This is a genomic window from Caballeronia mineralivorans PML1(12) (assembly GCF_001028175.1).
Taxonomy (GTDB): Bacteria; Pseudomonadota; Gammaproteobacteria; order Burkholderiales; family Burkholderiaceae; genus Caballeronia; species Caballeronia mineralivorans.
On the sequence record NZ_AEJF01000121.1, the window covers coordinates 30,809 to 52,402 of the forward strand.

Below are 21,594 nucleotides of genomic sequence, written 5' to 3' on the forward strand. Positions count from 1 at the left end.
CCACGGAGCGCTTGGCGCACTCGTGGCCCACGCGAGATTTCACTAGTATTGCATGACTAAATATCTTGGCCGTGCGATCGCCGCACTCGGACTGATCGTGGCATTGGCGCTCGTGTGGCGCGAAGACCCGCGCTCGGTATTCGCGCTGCTGCGCACGGCGGGCCCCGGCCTCGTCCTGGCCGCCGCGGTACATGTCCTGCCCATGCTAGCCAATGCTCGGGACTGGCAAACAATCATCGTTGGAAAACCGCGTCCCAGTCTGCTGACCATGCTTCGTCTCGTCTGGATTCGCGAGTCCGTCAACGGCCTGCTCCCGGTTGCACGAGTCGGCGGCGAGATCGTCTCGTTCAAGTTGCTGACCCGCGCCGGCTTACGGGCATCGACAGCGGCGGCGAGTCTTGTCGTCGACATGCAGCTCACGTTGATCAGCCAGCTCGTGTTCACGCTGGTCGGCATAGCGTTCCTGATGGGCCACGCCACGCCCGGTGAACGCCAGCTCGCAATAGATGTGCTCTGGGGAATAGCCCTGCTCGCCCCGCTCCTCGCCGGATTTGCGCTGATCCAGCACGTCAACCTGTTCGAGAGAATGACGCGCTTGTTCAATCGCATGACAAGCGGCCAGATCGCGGCACTAGTCGGTCCGTCGCTGCGCATCGACCAGTCGATCAGGCGGGTGTGGAGAAGGCGTGGAGTCGTCCTGCGTTACCTGTTTTTCTGGCAGCCGGTGCAGTGCCTCGCCACGTCTCTCGAGATCTGGCTGGCGCTTTATTTTCTCGGCGCGAAAATCAGTTTCGCTGAGGCTGTCGTGCTCGAATCGCTGATTCAAGCGCTCAGCAGCGCTGCATTTTTTGTACCCGGCGCATTGGGCATTCAGGAAGGTGGTTTCGTTTTGATCGGCGGCGCACTGGGTCTCGATCCGTCTGTGAGTCTCGCGCTCGCGGGTGCAAGACGCCTGCGCGACCTCCTCGTTTTTGTGCCCGGACTGTTCGCATGGCAGCTAGCGCTGGCACGCAAGAAGGGCTCGCCTGGCCTCGATGGTTCAGCAAACGAAGTCGAACGCCGCCCCGAACATCCCGAACATCAATACGCAGACCACTAGACTTTTCAACCCCCTCCGGCTCAGGATATTGACACCCCGAGCAGGTGCCCCACACAGAAGGTGAAGCCCGCGGCAATACATCCGATGATGATCTGCCGCAGGGCCGAAAACGTCGCGGTACGGCCATTGAACAGCGACGTGAACACACCGATCGCGGCGAGTGCCAGCGCGCTTAACGCGACGCACTGGATGATCGCCGAGAGTCCGCTGGTCCATAGGAAAGGCATCGCCGGAAAAATGGCTCCTACAGAGAAAAGACAAAACGAAACGCCCGCAGCCGACCACGGATTGCCACCCAGTTCGGCAGGATCGAGGCCGAGTTCTTCCCGCGTCAGGGTGTCGAGGGCCTTGTCCTTGTCTCGCATGATCTGAGCGGCGACACGCTTGGCTTCGTCACTATCAAGGCCCTTCGCCTGAAAGATAAGCGCAAGTTCATGCCGCTCTGCATCGGGCGTATGTTCGAGCTCGTCTGCTTCCTTCGCAATTTGCGTGCGTGCCAGTTCGCGGGCATTGGTCACGGAGAGCCACTCGCCCAGCGCCATGGAACACGCACCCGCTATCAGGCCGGCGAAGGCCGTGAGCAGGATGGTCTTGTTGTTGGTGCCGGCGCCCGCCACCCCCATGATCAGACAAAAATTCGATACCAGCCCGTCGTTCGCACCAAGGACAGCCGCACGCAGGTCGTTGCCCGACGAGACACCCTTGTGCCACGACTCCGCCTCGGCAATCTCCGCACCTTTCGACTGCTGCGGGCGCTGCTGATTCGCGACGCGTTGCACCATGTCCGCATGCCGATGCTCTTCCTCGGCCATTTGAGCAGCATCAGGCTGCCCCGCGTATTTGTCCCTGTCGGCATATTCCGTGGCAGCGACCGTACGTAGAACAAAATTCGGCCCGAAGACTCGCACGAGCGCCCGCATGACGTGGGTCTTGGCGCTGTACTGATGCGCCCGGACCTTGACGCCGTTCGCCCGCAGTTTCTCCAGCCATACCTGCGCGTGCTTGCGCTCGGACGCAGCGAGTTCCGCGTAGATGGCCTTCCTCGAACCGTCCTGCTCGACGGTTGCGAGCGTTTCGTATAGCGCTGCGCTGTCGAGTTCGTCGGCCAGATTCGACCTGAATCTCTTTAATTCTGTCTTTGAGGCCAAAGCTCGCTCCCCTCGCCGGATGACTGAAAGTAATTCTTCAGCGAATCCTAACGGATCAAGCGTACCAACCGGTTAAAGACCCTTAACGCGCTCGTAATTGCGAATAGCAATGGTTTGTACGACGTTCGTAACCGGGGGGGTTTCGTTCGCACTCAGGGTTCTGTTTGGGGGTTTTGGGGTTAGTGGTCGGGGTCAGTGCCGCGTTGCTGCTTTCGGCCTTAGCGGTCTGCGTGAGTTAGCTGATTTCTTTATCACTATTAGCCACTGTGCGTGGCCGCCCGTCATTTCTTTGCAAACGCGCAAAGAAACGAAGCAAAGAAACGCGTTCCAACCATCGGCAAGTTAGTGTCCCTAGCGTGCAGGCCTCAGTTTTTGGCACCTGATAGCACGGTGCTCGCCAGACTGAAGGATGTTTGAACCCCTCCTTCTCGCGAATCCTGACACGAACACGCTTCGCCCCCAAACGCTCTCGGGCAAGCACCATGACCCACAGACCAGCACGGCCTGACGTGTGCTGGTTGCCTCGTTTCCGGGTGGGTTGGCTACGTGGACTGCGAGGTTATTTCTTGAGGTGGTTGTACGCGGATAGCGCGGGGTGTCCCTGTGGCAGATTCAGTCACTGGTGGCGAAGCGTGTGGGTATCTGTGTTCGGAGAGGTCGGGCTTCAAACATCGGTGGCTCTTGCGAGCACCGTGCTATTTAAGTGCCAGAGACAATAAAACTGCACGCTAGGGACACTAACTTGCCGATTGTTGGGAGGCGTTTTCTTTGCTTCTGTTTCTTTTGCGCCGTCGGAAAAAGAAATGAAGTGCCGCCACGCACAGTGGCTAATAGTGATAAAGAAAATAGCCAACATATAACGACCGCAGACCTAAGCAGCAGCAACCCGGCATCGACCCAGTCCCACGAGCACCGACAGACCCAAACCAACCCCGAGTGCGAACGAAAACCCCGTCCACCGGCGCGAGCAGGACACCCGTCATGGGCTAAAGATCTCCAGGTACACCATACGACGGCGCCTGCTCAGGGCGCTTTGCACGCGTCGCGTAGTCGTTCATCTGCGGTTCGTAGCGCTGCCAGAGCGCACGCAAGTCGGCGATGGGTTCATCGGACCAGTCCACACGCAATTCCGCGAGCGGCCAGACGTCCCGCCCGTACACGCAAAAACCTGCCGAATGCACCTGGCCTGCCTCACCGCCTGCCGCCGCACCGGCTTCCAGCGCAACGATCAATCGCTCCGGAAGCGAGCTCGCGTGAGACGCTTCAAAGGCTGCGACCATAGCCGCCGGAATGCCGTCGTGCGCAAGCAGATTGCCCGCGGCGATGCAGTCGCGCCCCGCCTTCGTCGCGATAATGCCAAGCCCTTTCGCGCCCGTTGCCGCGCCCCGCGAACCATCCGCGTCGAGTACCGCAAGCTGTCGCCACTCGGCGTAAGGCCGCGCGTCCTGCAACTGCCGCAACGTACTCTCAGCGCCGAAGCCCTGCGCGAGCAATTGCAGGCCAAGCACGCCAAGCCGTGGATCAGTCACGTTCTGGCTCAGCACCACCCCGTGCGGACTGGCCCACAGGCAGCGGCTAGGCACCGCGATACTCGAACTGCATACAAAACCGCCGACCATGCCCGTGCGCTCGCATCGGCCAGCCAGTGAAAAGGTCATGAGAAGGCTCCGCTCAACTATTTGGAATCACGGCAATCACGTCGATCTCGACCAGCCACTCGGGCCGCGCGAGCGCTGAAATCACGAGTCCGGTGGACACCGGATACACGCCCTTCAGCCACTTTCCTACCACCGTATAAACGGCCTCGCGATAACGGACATCGACAAGATAGATGGTGATCTTGCAGATATCCTCGAGCTTGCTGCCGGCTTCGCCGAGCAGCATCGCGATGTTGGCCATGGCCTTTTCTGCTTGCGCGGCGACGTCGCCGATACCAACTGATTCGCGCGTATCCAGATCCTGCCCGATCTGGCCGCGTACGTACACCGTACCGTTAGCGACAACCGCCTGACACAGATCGTTATCCAGTTTCTGCTCGGGATACGTATGGCGGGTATTGAATTTGCGGATGCGGGTATGGCTCATGGACACCTCACACAACGCGCTTGAGCCGCGGCTCTGCGCTGGATTGAACAACACGGTCCGACAGGTTCGCGGCCTTCTTCACATAGCCCAGCGTGCTGTCGAAATCGAAGTTGCGGAACACCGCGCCCAAATGCGCGAACGGCGGCGATTGAGCAAACAACTGGAACGTGAGCCGATGCCCGGCGTAGTCGGAATTCAGCAAGTCACGGGCGAAGGCGAGCAGCTTGCGGCGGTCGCCCGCGACCCAGTTTTCATTGACGGTGTAGTACTTGTCGAGCCAGTCGCTGATCTCGGGATTGGCGAACGATGCCGCATCCGGCGTGACGCAAATCTGGCCACCGCACAACTCGCGCGCAAGATGCATCATCTCGTGAAGCCGCGAGCAGGCCTGCACTCGGCCCGTATAAAGCAGCGACTGGTTGGGCATCATCAACCCTGCTGGACTACGCTCACCGCATGCAATGGACGCCGTCAAATGCGCGTTGATAGTCTCGCGATACACGGCGAGCGTGGACAACTTCTCCTGCACGGCCTGCTGCTTTTCAAGCCCGGTCTGACGCGCATTGAACAGTGCCGTGCCGATCATCAGATCCGCCAGACGCAGGTTGCGCTGCACGAACGCGAACGCGCTATAGCGATGCAGCGTGGCGCGAATAAACGTGGCGGCCTTCGTGTGCTGATAAAACAACACGTCTTCCCACGGGATCAGGACGTTGTCGAAGATCAGCAACGCATCGATTTCATCGCAGCGGTTGGAGAGCGGATAGTCCTCCGCATTCGCCCGCCCAGTAAAGCCCGTGCGACAGATGAACTTGAGCCCCGGCGCAGACATGTTGACGATGAAGCCCACCGCGTAGTCGGAGAGCTTCGCATCGCCCCAGTTGGCGATAGTCGGCTTGACGAACGCCTGGTTCGCATACGCCGCCGCCGTTTCATACTTCGCACCACGCACCACAATGCCCGCATCGGTTTCTTTCACCACATGCAGCAGCATGTCGGGGTCCTGCTCCTGAGGCGGCTTCGAGCGATCGCCCTTCGGATCCGTGTTGGCGGACACGTGGAACGGATCTTCATGCAGCGTGCGATGAATGTGACGCTCGATGTTCTCGGCAAAACGCGGATCGACTTCATTCAGCACGTCCTTGCCGTCATATAGCGACCACATCTCGCCGATGGTTTCATCCCCCACCCGCGTCGCAATGCCGCCAACGTCGTCCAGCACGGTATCCACCGCCAGCCGCTTGTCGTGCCAGTCCTGCTGCGTGTACGGCAGCTTCAGGCCGACGGCGTTGCGCTCGCCGGTTTGAGTATCGACGTAGCTCATCACGTCCTGCGTCGCCTTCTCGTGAGCCATGTCGTAGATGCGCGCACGGATATCGACGATAGGCTTGAACATGGGGTGCGTGGTCACGTCGTTCACGCGTTCGCCGTTGATCCAGACCTGCCGTCCGTCGCGAATGGAATCGCGATACTGTTCGCCTGTTCTGATCATTTACTGTGCCTCGGTCCGTTGGGAATATCGTTCATGCCGGCAGCGCCCGCATATTCTGAGTCGTCTAAAACGCCAGGAACTGGCCGTAGTCGCGTTTGCAATAAAGCAGGGGCATGTGCTGCGCCGGCGCCCGGGTGATGGCCGCCACTTCGCCGAAAAACACCGTGTGCGTGCCAATGGTTTGCTGCGCGACCACGCGGCACTCGATCGCGGCAACCGCACCGTCGATGAGCGGCACGCCGAGCGTGCCGGGCGTATTCGTACAACACGAAAAATCGAAGGGCTTGGCCGTGGCCGACCGGCCCGCGAACGTATCCGCAATACCGCGCTGCGCCACGTTCAGTAGGTTCACCGCGAACACGCCGTTCGCCGCGACGGCTGCGTTAGCCGGACTGCGTGTATTGATGCAGACCAGCAACGTGGGCGGGTCTGCGCACACCGAACTGCAGGCGCTGACCGTCACGCCGAAACGCTCGTCGCCGCTACCGGTCGTCACCACATGAACCGAGGTGGAATTCGACGCCATGGAATCCAGAAACGCGGTGCGTAGGGTTTCCACCGTGCCGTCAAGTTCCGCTGTGTTTTCCGTTGAACCGCAGTCTCGTTGCATGTCGTCCCCCTCGCGTGTCCGCTAGCCTTTCGCAAAATCTACGCTCGGGCAACGCATCTGAAAAACATATTTCAAAAATGCAAATCATCGGTTTTGCCTATGCAAGCCGATTTATGTCCACGCACAATGAGACCGATAGAAGACCACGGGGCGGATCATGGAACCTGCGCAATTACGCTATTCGCTGCGACAGTTGAGGTATTTCGTCGTCACGGCGGAGGTCTTGTCGTTCACCGCCGCGGCCAAGCTGCTGCATATCTCCCAGCCGTCCATCTCAACGGCGCTCGCGGACCTGGAGGTGTCTTTCGGCATCCAGCTTTTTATCCGCCATCACGCCAGCGGGTTATCCCTTACTCAGGCAGGCCGCGAGATGCTCGGCCGCGCGCGCGACCTGCTGAAGAACGCTGAAGACCTGCAGACGGCGGCCAAGGAAATGGACGGCGGCATGTCCGGCGCCATCACGCTCGGCTGCCTCGTCTCTCTCGCGCCACCGCTCATGCCCGCCATGATGAGCCGCTTTATAGCGGGCCATGCGGGCATTGCATTCCGTACGCTCGAAGCGCATCAGGAGGATTTGCTGCGCGGCCTGCACGATGGTTCGCTAGATATAGCGCTGACCTACAACCTCGACCTGACCGATGACATCGCCTTCACGCCGTTGCTCTCGCTGCCGCCTTATGTGATTCTGCCGAAGACCCACAGGCTTGCACGCGCGCGCACGGTTGCGCTGGCCGACCTGCGCGACGAGCCCTACGTGATGCTGGACCTGCCGCACAGCCGCGAATACTTCGCCGGACTCTTCGACGCAGTCGGCGGCCGGCCCATCGCAGCGTTCAAGTCGTCGCAACCCGAAGTCGTGCGCGGTATGGTGGCGAACGGCCTCGGCTACAGCATCCTCAACTTTCCGCTCAAATCGAGCCGCACCGTGGACGGACAGGACTTCGTGATCAAGCAGTTCAGGGACGAAGTGAACGCGACCACGCTTGGCATTGCGCAATCCAGAAGCATGAAACCGCGGCAAGTCGTCCAGCATTTTGCAGCGTTCTGCGAGGCGGAAATCAAGCGCGAACGCGTAGGCTGAAAGCACGTTTGAAAACATCCTGCTAGATAGGGAAAAACTTGGTTCTACATGCAAAAACAATATTTTGGCTGATAATTTGACTTGATAGATTGATGTCCATGCAGCGAGCAGCCCGTAGAAAGGGTTGCAGCATTCACTGAACGGGACAGGGAGGCGCGATGAGTTCTTCAACGGCATCCTCGATGGCAGCTACGAACGCGTCCGGCGCTGGCATGGAGATCGTCCATCAGTTGCAGGCCAACTGCGAACGCCCCTTCAGCGACGCACGCTCGATGCCGCCCGCCGTCTACACCTCGCCCGACTTCCTCGCGCTGGAACAGGCGCGCATCTTTCATCGCGAGTGGCTTTGCGTCGGCCGTGCGAGCGCGCTGGCTGAAGCGGGCGACTACCTCACTGCCGACATCGACGGCCAGCCGATCGTCGTCTTGCGCGACGAGAACCTGGAGTTGAAGGCATTCTCCAACGTGTGTCTGCACCGCATGTCCGTCCTGCTCGAAGGGCGCGGCAACGTCAGGCGAATCGTCTGCCCATATCACGCATGGAACTACACACTAGATGGCGCGCTTCAAGGCGCACCGATGATGGAACGGCAAAGCGGATTTTGTAAGGAAAGCTACCGGTTGCCGTCCGTTCGATGCGAGACCTGGCAAGGCTGGATCTACGTCACGCTCGACGCCGATGCGCCGCCCGTTGCCGAGAAGCTCGCGAGCCTCACGGACCTGATCGCCAGCTACGGCATGACTGATTACAAGGAAACGTTCTACGAAGAGCACGTCTGGGATACGAACTGGAAGATCCTCGCCGAAAACTTCATGGAGAGTTATCACCTGCCCATGCTGCATCGGGCAACCGTAGGACCGCATTCGCGGCTGGACGAGATGGAATGCCCGCCCGGCAGCGACGCGTTCAACTACCACTGGATCACCAAGGAAGCGTCCCTGCCCATTGGCCAGGCGCATCCGGACAACCAGCGACTGCAAGGCCACTGGCGCAAGACCACCGCCCTGCTCGCGATCTATCCGACCCATCTCGTCACGCTGACGCCGGGTTACTTCTGGTATCTCGTGCTGCAGCCGGTGGGCACCGGCCGCGTTCATATCCTCTTCGGCGGTGGACTGGCGCCTGAGTTCATCGCCGATCCGAAGGCCGCTCAATATATGGCGTCGCTTAAAGAATTGCTGGACGCGGTCAATGAGGAAGACCGGCGCGGCGTGCAGGCCGTGTTCCGCGGCGTGCAGGCGCCGCTTGCGAAACCGGGCCATCTCAGTCATCTCGAACGGCCGAACTATGACTTCGCCCGTTACCTCGTGCAGCAGCTTGCCTGACCACCCCATTCACCAGAGCACGACACGATGTCAACCCACTCCTTCATCTCCTTCGCGGGCGTGAGCAAGACGTATGACGGCGTTCACTACGTCGTGGAAGGGCTCGACCTCGAAGTGGCGAAAGGCGAATTCGTCTCGTTGCTGGGACCTTCCGGCTCGGGGAAAACCACGACGCTGATGATGCTCGCCGGTTTCGAATCCGCGACGCAGGGTGAGATCCGCCTGAACGGAAAACGTCTCGACGATAAACCGCCGCATCAGCGCGATATCGGCATGGTGTTTCAAAACTACGCGCTGTTTCCGCATCTGACGATCGAGCAGAACGTCGCGTTTCCGTTGTCGGTGCGGGGCATCGGCAAGACCGAACAAAAGGCGCGCGTGAAGCGCGCGCTCGAGACGGTCGAGTTGCCGCATTTGGCTTCCCGCCGGCCGTCGCAGTTGTCAGGCGGCCAGCAGCAGCGTGTCGCCCTTGCCCGCGCGCTGGTGTTCGAGCCGAGCGTGGTGCTGATGGACGAACCGCTCGGCGCGCTCGACAAGCGGCTCCGAGAAACGATGCAATACGAAATCATGCGGCTGCATCGCGAGCTGGGGTTGACGGTGGTTTATGTGACGCATGACCAGGCGGAAGCGTTGACCATGTCGGATCGCGTGGCTGTTTTCTCCGATGGCCGCATCCAGCAGGCAGCCACACCCACCGAACTCTATGAGAACGCGCACAACGCGTTCGTGGCGAATTTTGTTGGCGAGAACAACGGCTTGACGGGCCGTGTGCTCGAACAGGATACAAGCTGGGCGACGCTGGAACTGCCCGATGGCGCGGTCATTCGCGGACGCTGCGGGCGCGGCCTCCGGAACGGCGAGGAAGCGATGCTGGCGCTGCGCCCCGAGCGCGCGCATTTAGCGTCCCCTGACGGTGCGCCAAGCGCTGCGGACACCAACGTGGTGACCGCGCGCGTGGAAGAACTCGTGTATTGCGGCGACCATCACCGCGTTCACTTGAAGCTCGGCCATGGCGACAACCTCATTGTCAAAGTGCCGAATACGCAGCACCACGATCTTCCGTCTCTCGGCAGTGCAACCGCCGTGGCATGGCGCCACGACGACTGCAAGATCCTCGCAACGGCCGTGACTTACGGCCCTGCTCCGTCCCTCACCGCAGGAGTCAACTGACATGAAAGCAACTATTATTCGAACCGGTCTGACGGGCATCGCCGGACTCGCCCTTGCCGCGGCGAGCCTGTTCTCCGTGACCGCGCACGCAGCCGATACCATCTCGGTCGTCACCTTCGGCGGCGCTTACGAGGCCGCGGCGAAAAAGGCATGGTTCGAGCCGTTCACGGCTGCGACCGGCATCGGCTTCTCGACCGAATCGTACGATGGCGGCCTCGCCAAGCTGTCGGCAATGGAACAGGCCAAGAACCCGACGTGGGACCTGATCGACCTTGAATCCAACGACGCGATTACCGGTTGCGATGAAGGTCTGTTGAGCAAGATCGATAAAAAATCGCTTGGCAACACTAGCGCCTTCATTCCCGGCTCGATCATGGATTGCGCGGTGGCAGCCATGGTGTGGTCGACCGTATACGCCTACGACACCACCAAGCTCAAGACCGCACCGACCACGATCAACGACTTCTTCGACCTGAAGAAATACCCCGGCAAACGCGGCTTGCGCAAGTCGCCGAAGGTGACGCTCGAATGGGCGCTGCTCGCCGACGGCGTGAAACCCGCCGACGTCTACAAAGTGCTCGGCACACCCGCCGGCGTCGACCGCGCGTTCAAGAAACTCGACACAATCAAGTCGAGCATCGTCTGGTGGGAAGCCGGTGCGCAACCGCCGCAACTGCTCTCCGACGGCGCAGTGGTCATGACGCAGGCCTACAACGGGCGTATAGACAATGCTGTGCATACGGACCACAAGCCGTTCGCGTCGGTGTGGGATGGCCAGGTCTACGACTTCGAATGGTGGGGTATCCCGATGGGCGCGAAGAACGCCGACGCCGCAGCGAAGTTCATTGCCGCATCCTCCACGGCGAAAAGCTATGCAGAGCTGACCAAATACATCGCTTACGCGCCGCCGCGCAAGGACTCCATTCCGCTGATCGCAAAGGAACGCCTGAACGACTTGCCGACTGCTCCTGCCAACTTCAAGCGCGCAGTGCAGATCAACGCGAGCTTCTGGGCTGATAACGCCGACCAGATCAACAAGCGCTTCCAGGTCTGGCTGACACAGTAAGGCGACTCGTGACCGTGACAGTGACCAGCAATCTGCGGGAACCGGCTGAATCATCGACCGGTCTCGACGGCCGCGCGGCGTACGACAAGACCCGCCGCCGGGCTTCGGCCCAGGCGCTCTTGCTCGCCCTGCCGCTGCTGTTGTTCCTGCTCGCCACCTTCATTGCGCCGATCGCGATCCTGCTTTCCCGGAGCGTCGAAAATCACGAGGTGCCGGTGAACCTTCCGGCGTTATCGGCGGCGCTCAATGCGTGGAACGGCGAAGGTTTGCCTGACGAGCACACCTACGCCATCCTCGCGGCCGATATGCGCCGTGCGTCGCAGGAGGGGCAACTGGGGACCGTCGCGCGGCGGCTGAATTTCTATCTGCCGGAGTTTCGCAGCTTGCTCATGCGGACCGCACGGCAGTTGACGCAGGACGCGCCGCCCGCGTGGAAGCCTGCGTTGATCGAACTCGATCCGCGCTGGGGCACGCATGACATCTGGCGCATCATGAAGCGCTCCGCCGCAACGCCTACGCCCGACTACCTGCTGGCCGCCGTCGATGCCACCGTTGCGCCGAACGGCTCACTCGCCTTCCTGCCCGCCGACAGTTCGGTGTTCCAGAGCGCGTTTGCACGCACCGTGTTGATCAGTGCGACGGTCACGCTGCTGTGTCTCGTGTTCGGTTATCCGGTCGCGTATTTGCTCGCCACGCTGCCACCGGCCAAAAGCAACCGGCTGATGCTGCTGGTGATCGTGCCGTTCTGGACGTCGCTGCTCGTGCGAACAACCGCATGGTACGTGCTGCTGCAACCGAGTGGTGTCATCAACAGCCTGCTCATGGGGATGGGTCTTGTCAGCCATCCGTTGCCGCTCTTGTTCAACCGTACCGGCGTGTTGATCGGCATGACGCATATTCTCCTGCCCTACATGATCCTCGCGATCTATTCGGTCATGAAGGGCGTGTCGCCGGTCTACATGCGCGCGGCGCAATCGCTTGGCGCGCATCCGGTCACGGCGTTTATCCGCATCTATATGCCGCAGACCATGCCGGGTGTCGGCGCGGGCTGCTTCCTCGTCTTCGTCCTCGCGCTCGGCTACTACATCACGCCTGCCTTGCTGGGCGGTGCCGGCGATGAAATGATCAGCCAGTTGATCGCAGCGCAGACCAACGAGCAACTCAACTGGGGGCTGGCCGGCGCGTTGTCGGCGTATCTCGTGATCTTTACGGCCGTGTTCTATTTCGTGTTCAACCGGCTTGTTGGTATCGACCGGTTGCGCTTCGGCTAGTTAAAGGTAACGGAGGGGAGAAACACTCATGAAAAGCCAGCGCCATCTCGTGCTCTCCGAACGCATTGCGTCGAAGTGGTTGCGCGTGCACTCCGCGCTCGTCCTGTTCTTCCTGATCGCGCCTATTCTCGCCATCGTGCCGCTGTCGTTCAACTCCGGCTCGTATTTCTCGTATCCGATGCAAGGCTTCTCGCTGCATTGGTATACGAAGGCGCTAGGCAGCAGCGACTGGCAACGCGCGTTCGTCAACAGCATCGGCATTGGCGCTGCCTCCACGCTGCTGGCCACTTGCCTCGGCACGCTCGCGGCACTGGGCTTAAGCCGGTCGAACTTTCCGTTTCGTGCGGTCATCATGCCGCTGCTTATCTCGCCGATGATCATCCCTATCGTCGTCGTTGCGGCTGGCTTCTATCTGGTCTTCGCGCCGCTTGGGCTGGTGAATTCCTACGTCGGCGTGGTGCTCGCGCACGCGGCGCTGGGCACGCCGTTCGTGGTGATCACCGTCACGGCGTCGCTGCTTTCCTTTGACCAGAGCCTCATTCGCGCTGCATCGGGACTGGGGGCTACGCCGTGGATTGCTTTTCGCCGCGTGACGTTGCCATTGATCACGCCGGCCGTGGCGACCGGCAGCGTCTTTGCGTTCGCTACTTCGTTCGATGAAGTCATCGTGATTCTTTTTATCGGCGGCCCGGATCAGCGGACCGTGCCGCGCCAGATGTGGAGCGGCATTCGCGATTCCATCGATCCATCGATTCTCGCTGTAGCCACCATGCTGATCCTGTTTGCGGTGGCGCTGTTCAGCAGCATCAACTGGCTTCGCGGGCGCAGCGCGGCGGCAGCGCTGCCTGGAAGCTGAATACGTTGAGGGAACCCGGTTCCTTCGCTAGCGGCAAGCGGGTTTGGACAAGGCCAAACGTGCGGTGTCGCTTGATCAATCGTCAAAGGAGAGCAGCATGCTGGCCACGGAACGGGAAGTGTTTGAGCGTGACGGCGCCGCCGTCTTGCGCGGGGTGTTCACGGACTGGATCGAACTGTTGCGCGAAGGCGTGGAGTACAACGCCACGCATCCGGGACCGTCGTTCAGGAACTACACGCCCGAGAAAACGACGGGACGCTTCTTCGGCGATTACTGCAACTGGCAGCGCATTGAACCGTTCAGGGATTTCGTCGAACACAGTACGGCTGCGTCGGTTGCGCAGGCTTTGATGGGCTCGCAGCGCGCGCGTATTTTTCATGAGCATGTGCTGGTCAAAGAGGCTGGCGCCGCGAAGCGCACGCCGTGGCATCACGATGAACCCTATTACTGCGTCAGCGCCGAGCAGGCCGTTAGCCTATGGATTCCGCTTGATCCGGTGCCTCGCGAAACTTGCGTCGAGTTCGTGGCCGGGTCGCATAAGTGGGGGAAGCTGTTCCGTCCGCGCAAGTTCAGCGGCGTGGCGTATGACCACAAATCGGATCGGCTCGAAGAGTTGCCGGATATCGATGCGAACCGGGATGACTATCGGATTCTCGGCTGGGATCTTGAGCCGGGCGACGCCATCGCGTTTAACTTTCATACGGTGCATGGAGCGCCGGGGAATCTCGCCAGCCAGCAATCGCGGCGGGTGGTGTCGTTCCGGTGGCTCGGCGACGGTGCGCATTATGTGGACCGTGGCGGAGAGACTTCGCCGCCCTATCCTGAGTTAATGGGCCGGCTCAAGTCCGGCGATCCGCTGCCTGAAGCGGAGTTTCCTTTTATCGTTTAGTGCCTGGTCACGGGGGGTTTTCGTTCGCGCCTAGGCGATCACGGGGCGTTAGCCTCAAGTCTCCAGCGCCAGTAAAACCCGCCTGAAACTCTCAGCATATGCCCGATGTTGTACGACGTCATTTAACATGAAAGCAACACTTAACACCGCCTCATCCCTCTTCAGTCCCGCCATTACGCGCGAAAACTAAAATAAAGCTCAATATTTAAAAGCTCGTAGGAAATTTAACTAGTGTAAACGCTGATGTCTAGCAGGTTGCGCGAGATAAGTCATCTGACATACGATGCGTTGACATTACGTAACCTACCTTACTTCTGCGAAATGTCGGGCACGGCGGACAAGGACTCACATCGGCCACGCGAACGAGCAACCGCCATGCATGACAGCGCGCCGCTCTGAGCAGACAGCGGCCGCACCCACCGCGCGCAAACACAGTAACGATTGGAGAGACAACCATCATGGCGATCAAATTAAGAGGCCTGCGCTGGTGGATGATTGCCCTGCTGACGCTCGGCACGGTCATGAACTACCTTGCGCGCAGCTCGCTGAGCGTTGCCGCCCCCACGGTCATGCAGGACCTGCATATCAGCACCGCCCAGTACGGCTGGATCACCGGCGCGTTCTTCGTGATGTACCCGCTCGGCGGCCCGCTGACGGGTTACCTGATGGACCGTATCGGCCTGCGCTTCGGCTTCCTGATCTGCGGTGTCATGTGGTCCGTCGTGTGTATCGGCCACGGCTTTGCGAACGGCTGGGTCGGCCTCTTCGTGCTGCGCGGTTTGCTCGGTCTGGCTGAAGCGTCGTTCATCCCTGCAGGCATGCGCATGGCCGCGTTCTGGTTCCCGGCACGCGAGCGTGGACTGGCTGCGGGTATCTTCAACATCGGCACGTCGATCGGTGCAATCGCCGCGCCGCCACTGATCGCCTGGTCGATCCTCAAGTACAACTGGGAGATGGCCTTCATCATCGCAGGCTGTCTTGGCCTCGTATGGGCCGTACTGTGGATCGTCTTTTACCGGCACCCCAGCGAGCACAAAGCACTCACGTCGACGGAAGCCGCTTATATTGTTGAAGGTGAACACGCCGAACTCTCCGACAACGGCGCCAAGCCCAACCTGCGTGCGATCTTCAAGCAACGCAACTTCTGGGGCATCGCACTGCCGCGCTTCTTCGCCGATCCGGTGTGGACCACTCTCGTGTTCTGGATGCCGCTCTACTTGCATCAGGCGCGCGGCTTCGACCTCAAGGCCATCGCCATGACCGCATGGCTGCCGTTCGTGGCGGCGGACGTTGGATGCCTGATGGGCGGGTCGATTTCGCTGTACCTCAACAAGCGCTTCAATATCGCCGTGATCAACGGCAAGCGGATCGTTTTCACGATCGGGGCCGTGATCATGACCGCGATGGCCGGCGTAGGTTACGTGAAGGATCCCGGCATGGCGATCTTCCTGCTGTGCCTCGGCGGCTTCGCGCACCAGACGCTTTCCGTCGCCGTCATCTCGATGTCCGCCGACCTGTTCCCGCGTCGTGAAGTGGCAACCGTCACGGGCTTTGCGGGTCTTTCTGCGGGACTCGGCAACCTGATTTTTACGCTCGTGATCGGCGGACTTGTCGCGACCATCGGTTACGCACCGTTCTTCGTCGCACTCGGCTTCGGCGACCTGATCGGCGTGGTCCTGCTCTGGACGCTCGTGCGGCCAGCTTTGGTCAATCGACGCACGGACGCCGGCGTACCGAGTCCCGCCAACGCCTAGCGCGCGGTTAGGGTGCAGATTAAGGACAGTGCAGCCAAAGCTTGCTGCACTGTCCGCCGAATACGACAGAATGAAAAATCCACAACTGGAAACACCGGTCGTCGAACGCGTGGAAGCTGCCGGTCAGGCTCCTTGCGAAGTAGGCGAAAGTCCCGTCTGGCGGGATGCGGAACAGGCGCTGTACTGGGTCGACATCCCCGCGCGCACGATCGCTCGCCTGGAGGCCGGAACAGGCAAGCGAACTGACTGGCTCCTGCCCGAAAAAGTAGCCTGCATCACCTTCGACCGGAACGGCACTGTGCTCGCGGGATGCGAGACCGGGCTCTTTGCAGTGACGCTATCGAACACGAGCGCGGCGAGCGTACGCAAGCTCGCCGCGCCGGCGTTTGCGCTGCCGGGCATGCGCTTCAACGACGGCCGCTGCGATCGCCAGGGCCGCTTCTGGGCCGGCACGATGGTGCAGGACATGGCGGCGGCCAACCCGGCGGGCGCGCTGTATCGATACGACGCTGAAGGCACGCTTTCCGCGCCCATCGTCAATGAGCTGATCGTGCAGAACGGCCTTGCGTGGTCGCCGCAAGGCACGACGATGTACCTCTCGGACTCACATCCGTCGCGCAGGCTTGTCTGGGCTTTCGATTACGACGCCGATACCGGTGAACCCCGCAACCGCCGCGTCTTCGCCGACCTGAACCGCTTCGCCGGCCGCCCGGACGGCGCTGCTGTCGACTCGCACGGCTGCTACTGGACCTGTGCCAACGACGCCGGTTTGTTGCTGCGTTTCACGCCCGAAGGCCGGTTGGACCGGACCATCGCGCTGCCGGTCACGAAGCCGTCGATGTGCACGTTCGGCGGTCGTGAACTCGACACGCTCTTTGTCACATCGATTCGTCCGGCGAGCGGAGCAAACGAACACGACGGTCATCTGCTCTCAGTCCGTCCGGGTGTAAGCGGCGCACCGGAATGCGGTTACGCGGGCTTTCTATAAGGATTACCCATGATTCTGACAAGCGGCCTGAGAGGAACTGCTTAAGGCTTGGCCTGGACCTGAAACATCAGAACACGATTTGTCGTTACGTTAGCAAGAAAAACCCGCGACGTTGCTGGCCGCGTCGCAATCATTGATACAACAAGAGGAGAAACCATGCAGTCACGTCACGCCAAGAAAGCCGTATTAATCAGCCTTGCCACCCTCGCCTCGCCGGTCTTCGCTCAAAGCAGCGTGACGCTGTACGGCATTGTCGACGACTCGATTGCTTATCAAAGCAGCCAGACGTCGCTCGGCTCGACCAAAGGCGGTCGCTCCAACATAAAAATGGCTTCGGGAATCTGGGCCGGAAGCCGCTTCGGTCTCAAGGGCGCGGAAGACCTGGGCGGCGGCACGAAGGCCATCTTCCAGCTCGAATCGGGCTTTAACATAGCGACCGGCGGCCAACAATACACGAACGCCATGTTCGGCCGGCAAGCATGGGTCGGCATGACCAACCCGACCTACGGTACGTTCACCGCGGGCCGGCAATACACGTCCTACTACTCGCTGCTGTCGCCTTATAGCCCGACGACCTGGCTTACCGGCGCCTACGGCGCGCATCCGGGCGATCTCGACGAACTGGACACGATCTATCGCGCCAACAATTCGCTCGTGTACACGTCGCCGAAGCTGCTTGGATTCACCGTCAGCGGTTCCTATTCGTTTGCCGGCGTTCCGGGCAGCGTGAACCAGGGCTCGACATGGAGCGGCGCGATCCAGTACCTCAATGGCCCGTTCGGGATCGCTGCGGGTATCACCCGGATCAACAACTCGACGCCGGGCGGCGGCGCTTTCGGCGCGGATTCCACCACAACTTCCGGCGGCCAGTCGGGCGTATCCGCGATCACGAACGGTTACCAGACCGCTCAGGCTCAGCAGCGGATTGCAGTGGCCGGCGGTTATACGTTTACGCCGACGCTGGATATCTCCTTCACTTATTCCAACGTGCAGTACATCCCCGGCATCAACTCGAGCTTCAGGACCACGGCGATCTTCAATACGGGCGGCGCCGTCCTGCACTGGAAGGCATTGCCGCTGGTCGACCTCGCGGCGGGCTACAGCTATACGCGTGCAACGAAAGCCAACGGCATCACGAGTTCGGCGCAGTATCAGCAGTTCAACCTGTCTGAATACTATTCGCTCTCGAAACGCACCGGCCTTTATGCATTGCAAGCCTATCAGCGCGCGAACGGTAAAACGCTCGGGACCGCTGGCGCGGGCAGCATCATCAACGCGACCGCGAGTATTGGCGATGGTTTTCAAAGCGCCCCGTCGTCGTCTCCCAGCCAGTTTGCCGCTGGCGTAGGCATCATCCACCGGTTCTGATCTGACCTGATCCGGCCGCGCGGCGCGCTGCTTATGCAGTGCGCCACGTCTGGACGACGCCCGGTATCAGGAGAGAACCGATATCGAGAAACCATCCCATCCCTTGCTTCCCACCGTCTGGACCGCCGTCGAGGTCAGCCGGGAATCCGCCGCGAGCAACTCCAGAAAGCTACGGACGCCCAGCACATCCGTGTCGTTGTCTTTCTCATCGGCAACCCGCCCGCTGCGCACGACGTTGTCGCCGACAATCACCGTCCCAGGCCGCGACAGCTTGACCGACAGCTTCAAATAGTCAGGATTACTCTCTTTATCGGCATCGATAAAGACAAGATCGAATGGCTCGACTTTGTCTTCAATCAACCGCTCCAGCGACCGGACTGCCGGCCCGACCATAACGGTCACCACACTCGACAACCCTGCCGTCTCAATGTTTTTCCGCGCGATCTCCGCATGGCCAGGATTCACTTCCATCGAGACAAGCGTGCCGTCGGCGGGTAAAGCACGCGCTAACCAGATCGTGCTATATCCGCCCAGGGTACCGATCTCGAGAATGCGGCGAGCACCTTTGATCTTCGCTAGCAGATGAAGGAACTTGCCCTGGTTCGGCGCGACGTTAATAGCACGCAGGCCGGACTCGGCACTCGTCTTTAACGTGGCGTCGAGCGCCGGGTCGGAAGGGACAAGCACGCGGGCAAAATATTCGTCGACAGCGCTCCATCGTTCCTGGCTCATTACGGTGCTCTCCTATTCCAACTAAATTGGCAAGATTAAATGTCGGTTACCGCGCCTTCGAAATTCTACGGGATGCCGGAGCCGGACTGCACTAACGGCCAGTCGCTTGGTCAGCGCCTACAGCCTTTGCCAGCGAATCCCTCAATGGCCATTCTGCCGGCGGCAGGCTGCCGCAACTTGTTGCGCAGCGTAGTCGTTTTCTATTCCTTGCAGGTTCTGTAGAAGACAGAGGTGGTAGTTTTTCTCTTTGTGATTCAGAAAAGCACTTCCATATTACCTTCAGCCGGAAAATAGCCCTGATGGGCCCACGTCCACGGTTTGTCCGCTGCCGCGTCGAGCGCTTGTCGATGCTGCGACGCAAAACCGGCACGCGCATTCCGACTCTGCATTGACCCACTAAGCGGGGTTGTCTCGAACTCACTAAGTCAATCCGCCGAATAGCGCTTCGTGCTTCTCCCTGGCGCTTGACGCGTCACAAAACCGCCATTGCCTTGTCTTCTTGCCCCCTGGCGTAAGCCAGAGCCGGCGCTGGGCATAACATCATATTTATTAGGGCAGCGGACTCATTTACCGGGATAATTGGCATCAGAAAAAAGCCAGCCGCGCCGATAACCAAGTACCTACCTATATTGCGCACTCCATGGCGTTCAGTGAACCAAGGTCGCCATTTTTCAAATGGCTAGTGGGGTCCGCTCAAGACCTGAGCGCTGATAATCGACAAGTATTGCTGTCCAATCTGTTCACCAGGACGGCCTCGATCGCCCTTGCGTCGATCTGCGAGATCAGCGTTTGCGTGACCGCTTATTATCTGCATCCGAACATCGGTTACGCGCTATGGACCCTCGCCGTAGTCGCGCTCCTGATGGTGCGCCTGTCCCTGATCACCCTATGTTGCAAGCTGAGCGCGCGCAACGAACCCACGCCAACCTCGCTTTTCCTGCTTGCCAGCATCCTTTGGAGTGCGCTTCTCGGACTCGGCAGCCTGCTGTGCAATATCAGCGGAGACCAGACGCTGTTCCTGCTGGGCAACGTATGCGCCGTTGGGGTTGTCGGCGGGCTGGCCGGCCGTAACGCAGGCACGCCTCGCCTCGTCATGATCCAGATCTCGATCATCTTCACACTGCTGGGAATCGGCGCCGCGCTGTCTCCGGGCTCGGGGAAAATCGTCTTGCTGTTCCAGGCCCCGTTTTGCGCTGCCGGTTTTTTTACTGTCGCCGTTCGCAGCAACAAGGACACCATCGCTCTGCTGCTGGCGCAGGAAACCAGTAATCGCCTGGCTCGTCATGACAGTCTCACGGGCCTGCCGAACCGCGCGCGGATCAGCGAACTCCTGCTAAACCGTACCGATGCCGAGCCGGCGCAAAGGTCTGGATCCTTTGCGGTTCTGCTCATCGACCTTGACGGTTTCAAGGCAATCAACGACAGCCTCGGACATGCAGCCGGCGACCTGGTGCTTCAGGAATCCGCTAAACGCCTAAGGGCGGTCTTACGCAAAGGCGACATTGTCGGACGCCTGGCCGGCGATGAATTCGTCGCTATTTCCAATGAAGCCTCCATGAGCGAAGAGGTCCGGCTGCTAGCAGACCAGATCGTGAAAACCCTGGCACGCCCGTTCGTGCTTAACGAGGCGCTCGTGCGTATTGGCGCAAGCGTGGGCATTTCGCAGTATCCCGAGCATGGGGAAACGGGACCGCAGCTCTTGATATGCGCCGACCGCGCCTTGTATGCGGTCAAGCGCAGCGGTAAGAGCGCCTTTGCAGTGTTCGATGCCAAAACGCACGCCTCCGACGACAGCCTGAGCCTGCTGCGAAGCGACCTGGAAGGCGCGCTTCAATCGTTTGGCAGCGGCTTGCGGATGGAATACCAGCCGATCGTCAATCTATGCAGCGGCCTCGTCACGGGTCGCGAAGCGCTGGTCCGCTGGGCCCATCCCACGAGAGGCGAGCTGCCGCCCACGACCTTCGTTCCCATTGCGGAACGCACGGGACTGATCCTTCCGTTAGGGGAATGGGTTCTTCGGCGTGCCTGCGCGGAAGCGACCCATTGGCGCGAGCCGGTGGTCGTGGCCGTGAACGTTTCGCCTGTGCAACTGCGCGAAGAATCGTTCGCCGAACTGGTGGCCGCAGTCCTGCAGGATTCCCGGTTGCCGCCCTCGCGCCTGAACATCGAGGTCACGGAAACCGTGTTCATGAGCGACGATGGCCCAACCCGGTGCAATGTGGAAAAACTTCGCGCAATGGGTATTGGACTGGCGCTTGACGATTTCGGAACGGGCTTTTCAACGCTGTCGAACCTGTGCCGTTTTTCGTTCGATACGCTGAAGATCGACAGCTCTTTTGTCCGGGAAGCGGTGCATCGGCGAGAGTCGGCAGCGGTGATTCGCGGGATCGTGGCGCTGGCCCACGAACTGGGGATTCCCACCACGGCGGAAGGCATCGAAACGCACGAGCAACTGATCTTTGTCCGGGCGTGCGGATGCACGAGCGCGCAAGGCTTTTTCTTAGGGCGCTCGGAACGCGCGGAATGCATTTCACAGACCTGAGAGGTCGACTGGGCGAGCGTTACGGGCATTTTTGGCGATGCACCGGCTGATTACTGCCGGCGCATCGCCCAAAAAAATTTACCCATATCTGCTCGTTTACGATAATTTATGCTCGTTT

The 21,594-nt window shown here is 60.4% G+C and carries 18 protein-coding genes; 12 read left to right on the forward strand and 6 right to left on the reverse strand.

What is annotated here, in order from left to right:
• Positions 1-52 precede the first annotated feature (52 nt).
• Positions 53-1,099 carry a lysylphosphatidylglycerol synthase domain-containing protein gene (locus tag EOS_RS19010; RefSeq protein ID WP_047848228.1) on the forward strand — a complete coding sequence of 349 codons (1,047 nt, stop codon included), beginning with the start codon at positions 53-55 and terminating at the stop codon, positions 1,097-1,099.
• Between the two features lie 20 nt (positions 1,100-1,119).
• Here EOS_RS19010 and EOS_RS19015 read toward each other — a convergent pair whose 3' ends face one another.
• The 5 genes from EOS_RS19015 to EOS_RS19035 form a co-directional block, all read right to left on the reverse strand.
• Complete coding sequence (locus EOS_RS19015; protein WP_047848229.1) at positions 1,120-2,247, reverse strand: VIT1/CCC1 transporter family protein; 1,128 nt, start codon at positions 2,245-2,247, stop codon at positions 1,120-1,122.
• 986 nt (positions 2,248-3,233) lie between these two features.
• Positions 3,234-3,905 carry a DUF1028 domain-containing protein gene (locus tag EOS_RS19020; RefSeq protein WP_047848230.1) on the reverse strand — a complete coding sequence of 224 codons (672 nt, stop codon included), beginning with the start codon at positions 3,903-3,905 and terminating at the stop codon, positions 3,234-3,236.
• A gap of 13 nt (positions 3,906-3,918) precedes the next feature.
• Positions 3,919-4,332 carry a RidA family protein gene (locus EOS_RS19025; protein ID WP_047848231.1) on the reverse strand — a complete coding sequence of 138 codons (414 nt, stop codon included), beginning with the start codon at positions 4,330-4,332 and terminating at the stop codon, positions 3,919-3,921.
• Between the two features lie 7 nt (positions 4,333-4,339).
• Positions 4,340-5,824 (reverse strand): 4-hydroxyphenylacetate 3-hydroxylase family protein, encoded by a 1,485-nt coding sequence (locus tag EOS_RS19030; RefSeq protein WP_047848232.1) that lies wholly within the window; start codon positions 5,822-5,824, stop codon positions 4,340-4,342.
• Positions 5,825-5,888: 64 nt separating this feature from the next.
• Entirely contained in the window at positions 5,889-6,434 is a 546-nt protein-coding gene (locus EOS_RS19035) for a flavin reductase family protein (protein ID WP_047848233.1), read from the reverse strand.
• A gap of 157 nt (positions 6,435-6,591) precedes the next feature.
• On the opposite strand from EOS_RS19035, the gene EOS_RS19040 reads away from it, so the two are divergent.
• The 10 genes from EOS_RS19040 to EOS_RS19085 all read left to right on the forward strand — a co-directional run bounded on the left by EOS_RS19040 (position 6,592) and on the right by EOS_RS19085 (position 18,202).
• The gene (locus tag EOS_RS19040) at positions 6,592-7,515 is read left to right on the forward strand and encodes a LysR family transcriptional regulator (RefSeq protein ID WP_047848234.1); all 924 of its coding nucleotides are present in this window, start codon (positions 6,592-6,594) and stop codon (positions 7,513-7,515) included.
• 182 nt (positions 7,516-7,697) lie between these two features.
• The gene (locus EOS_RS19045) at positions 7,698-8,840 is read left to right on the forward strand and encodes an aromatic ring-hydroxylating oxygenase subunit alpha (RefSeq protein ID WP_047848235.1); all 1,143 of its coding nucleotides are present in this window, start codon (positions 7,698-7,700) and stop codon (positions 8,838-8,840) included.
• Between the two features lie 27 nt (positions 8,841-8,867).
• The gene (locus tag EOS_RS19050) at positions 8,868-10,010 is read left to right on the forward strand and encodes an ABC transporter ATP-binding protein (protein ID WP_047848236.1); all 1,143 of its coding nucleotides are present in this window, start codon (positions 8,868-8,870) and stop codon (positions 10,008-10,010) included.
• A 1-nt stretch (position 10,011) separates the two neighbouring features.
• Entirely contained in the window at positions 10,012-11,076 is a 1,065-nt protein-coding gene (locus EOS_RS19055; RefSeq protein ID WP_047848237.1) for an ABC transporter substrate-binding protein, read from the forward strand.
• Between the two features lie 14 nt (positions 11,077-11,090).
• Positions 11,091-12,347 carry an ABC transporter permease gene (locus tag EOS_RS19060; protein WP_407639159.1) on the forward strand — a complete coding sequence of 419 codons (1,257 nt, stop codon included), beginning with the start codon at positions 11,091-11,093 and terminating at the stop codon, positions 12,345-12,347.
• A 28-nt stretch (positions 12,348-12,375) separates the two neighbouring features.
• On the forward strand, positions 12,376-13,203 hold the full coding sequence (locus EOS_RS19065) for an ABC transporter permease (protein ID WP_047848238.1): 828 nt from the start codon (positions 12,376-12,378) through the stop codon (positions 13,201-13,203).
• A 97-nt stretch (positions 13,204-13,300) separates the two neighbouring features.
• Complete coding sequence (locus EOS_RS19070) at positions 13,301-14,092, forward strand: phytanoyl-CoA dioxygenase family protein (RefSeq protein ID WP_047848281.1); 792 nt, start codon at positions 13,301-13,303, stop codon at positions 14,090-14,092.
• A gap of 458 nt (positions 14,093-14,550) precedes the next feature.
• Positions 14,551-15,846 (forward strand): MFS transporter, encoded by a 1,296-nt coding sequence (locus EOS_RS19075; RefSeq protein WP_047848239.1) that lies wholly within the window; start codon positions 14,551-14,553, stop codon positions 15,844-15,846.
• 70 nt (positions 15,847-15,916) lie between these two features.
• The gene (locus EOS_RS19080; RefSeq protein ID WP_047848240.1) at positions 15,917-16,834 is read left to right on the forward strand and encodes an SMP-30/gluconolactonase/LRE family protein; all 918 of its coding nucleotides are present in this window, start codon (positions 15,917-15,919) and stop codon (positions 16,832-16,834) included.
• A gap of 156 nt (positions 16,835-16,990) precedes the next feature.
• On the forward strand, positions 16,991-18,202 hold the full coding sequence (locus EOS_RS19085) for a porin (protein WP_047848241.1): 1,212 nt from the start codon (positions 16,991-16,993) through the stop codon (positions 18,200-18,202).
• A 66-nt stretch (positions 18,203-18,268) separates the two neighbouring features.
• Here the strand turns inward: EOS_RS19085 and EOS_RS19090 are convergent, their stop codons facing one another.
• Positions 18,269-18,934, reverse strand: coding sequence for an O-methyltransferase (locus tag EOS_RS19090; protein WP_047848242.1), 666 nt, complete (start codon positions 18,932-18,934; stop codon positions 18,269-18,271).
• A gap of 640 nt (positions 18,935-19,574) precedes the next feature.
• On the opposite strand from EOS_RS19090, the gene EOS_RS19095 reads away from it, so the two are divergent.
• Entirely contained in the window at positions 19,575-21,476 is a 1,902-nt protein-coding gene (locus tag EOS_RS19095) for a putative bifunctional diguanylate cyclase/phosphodiesterase (protein WP_047848243.1), read from the forward strand.
• Positions 21,477-21,594 lie beyond the last annotated feature (118 nt).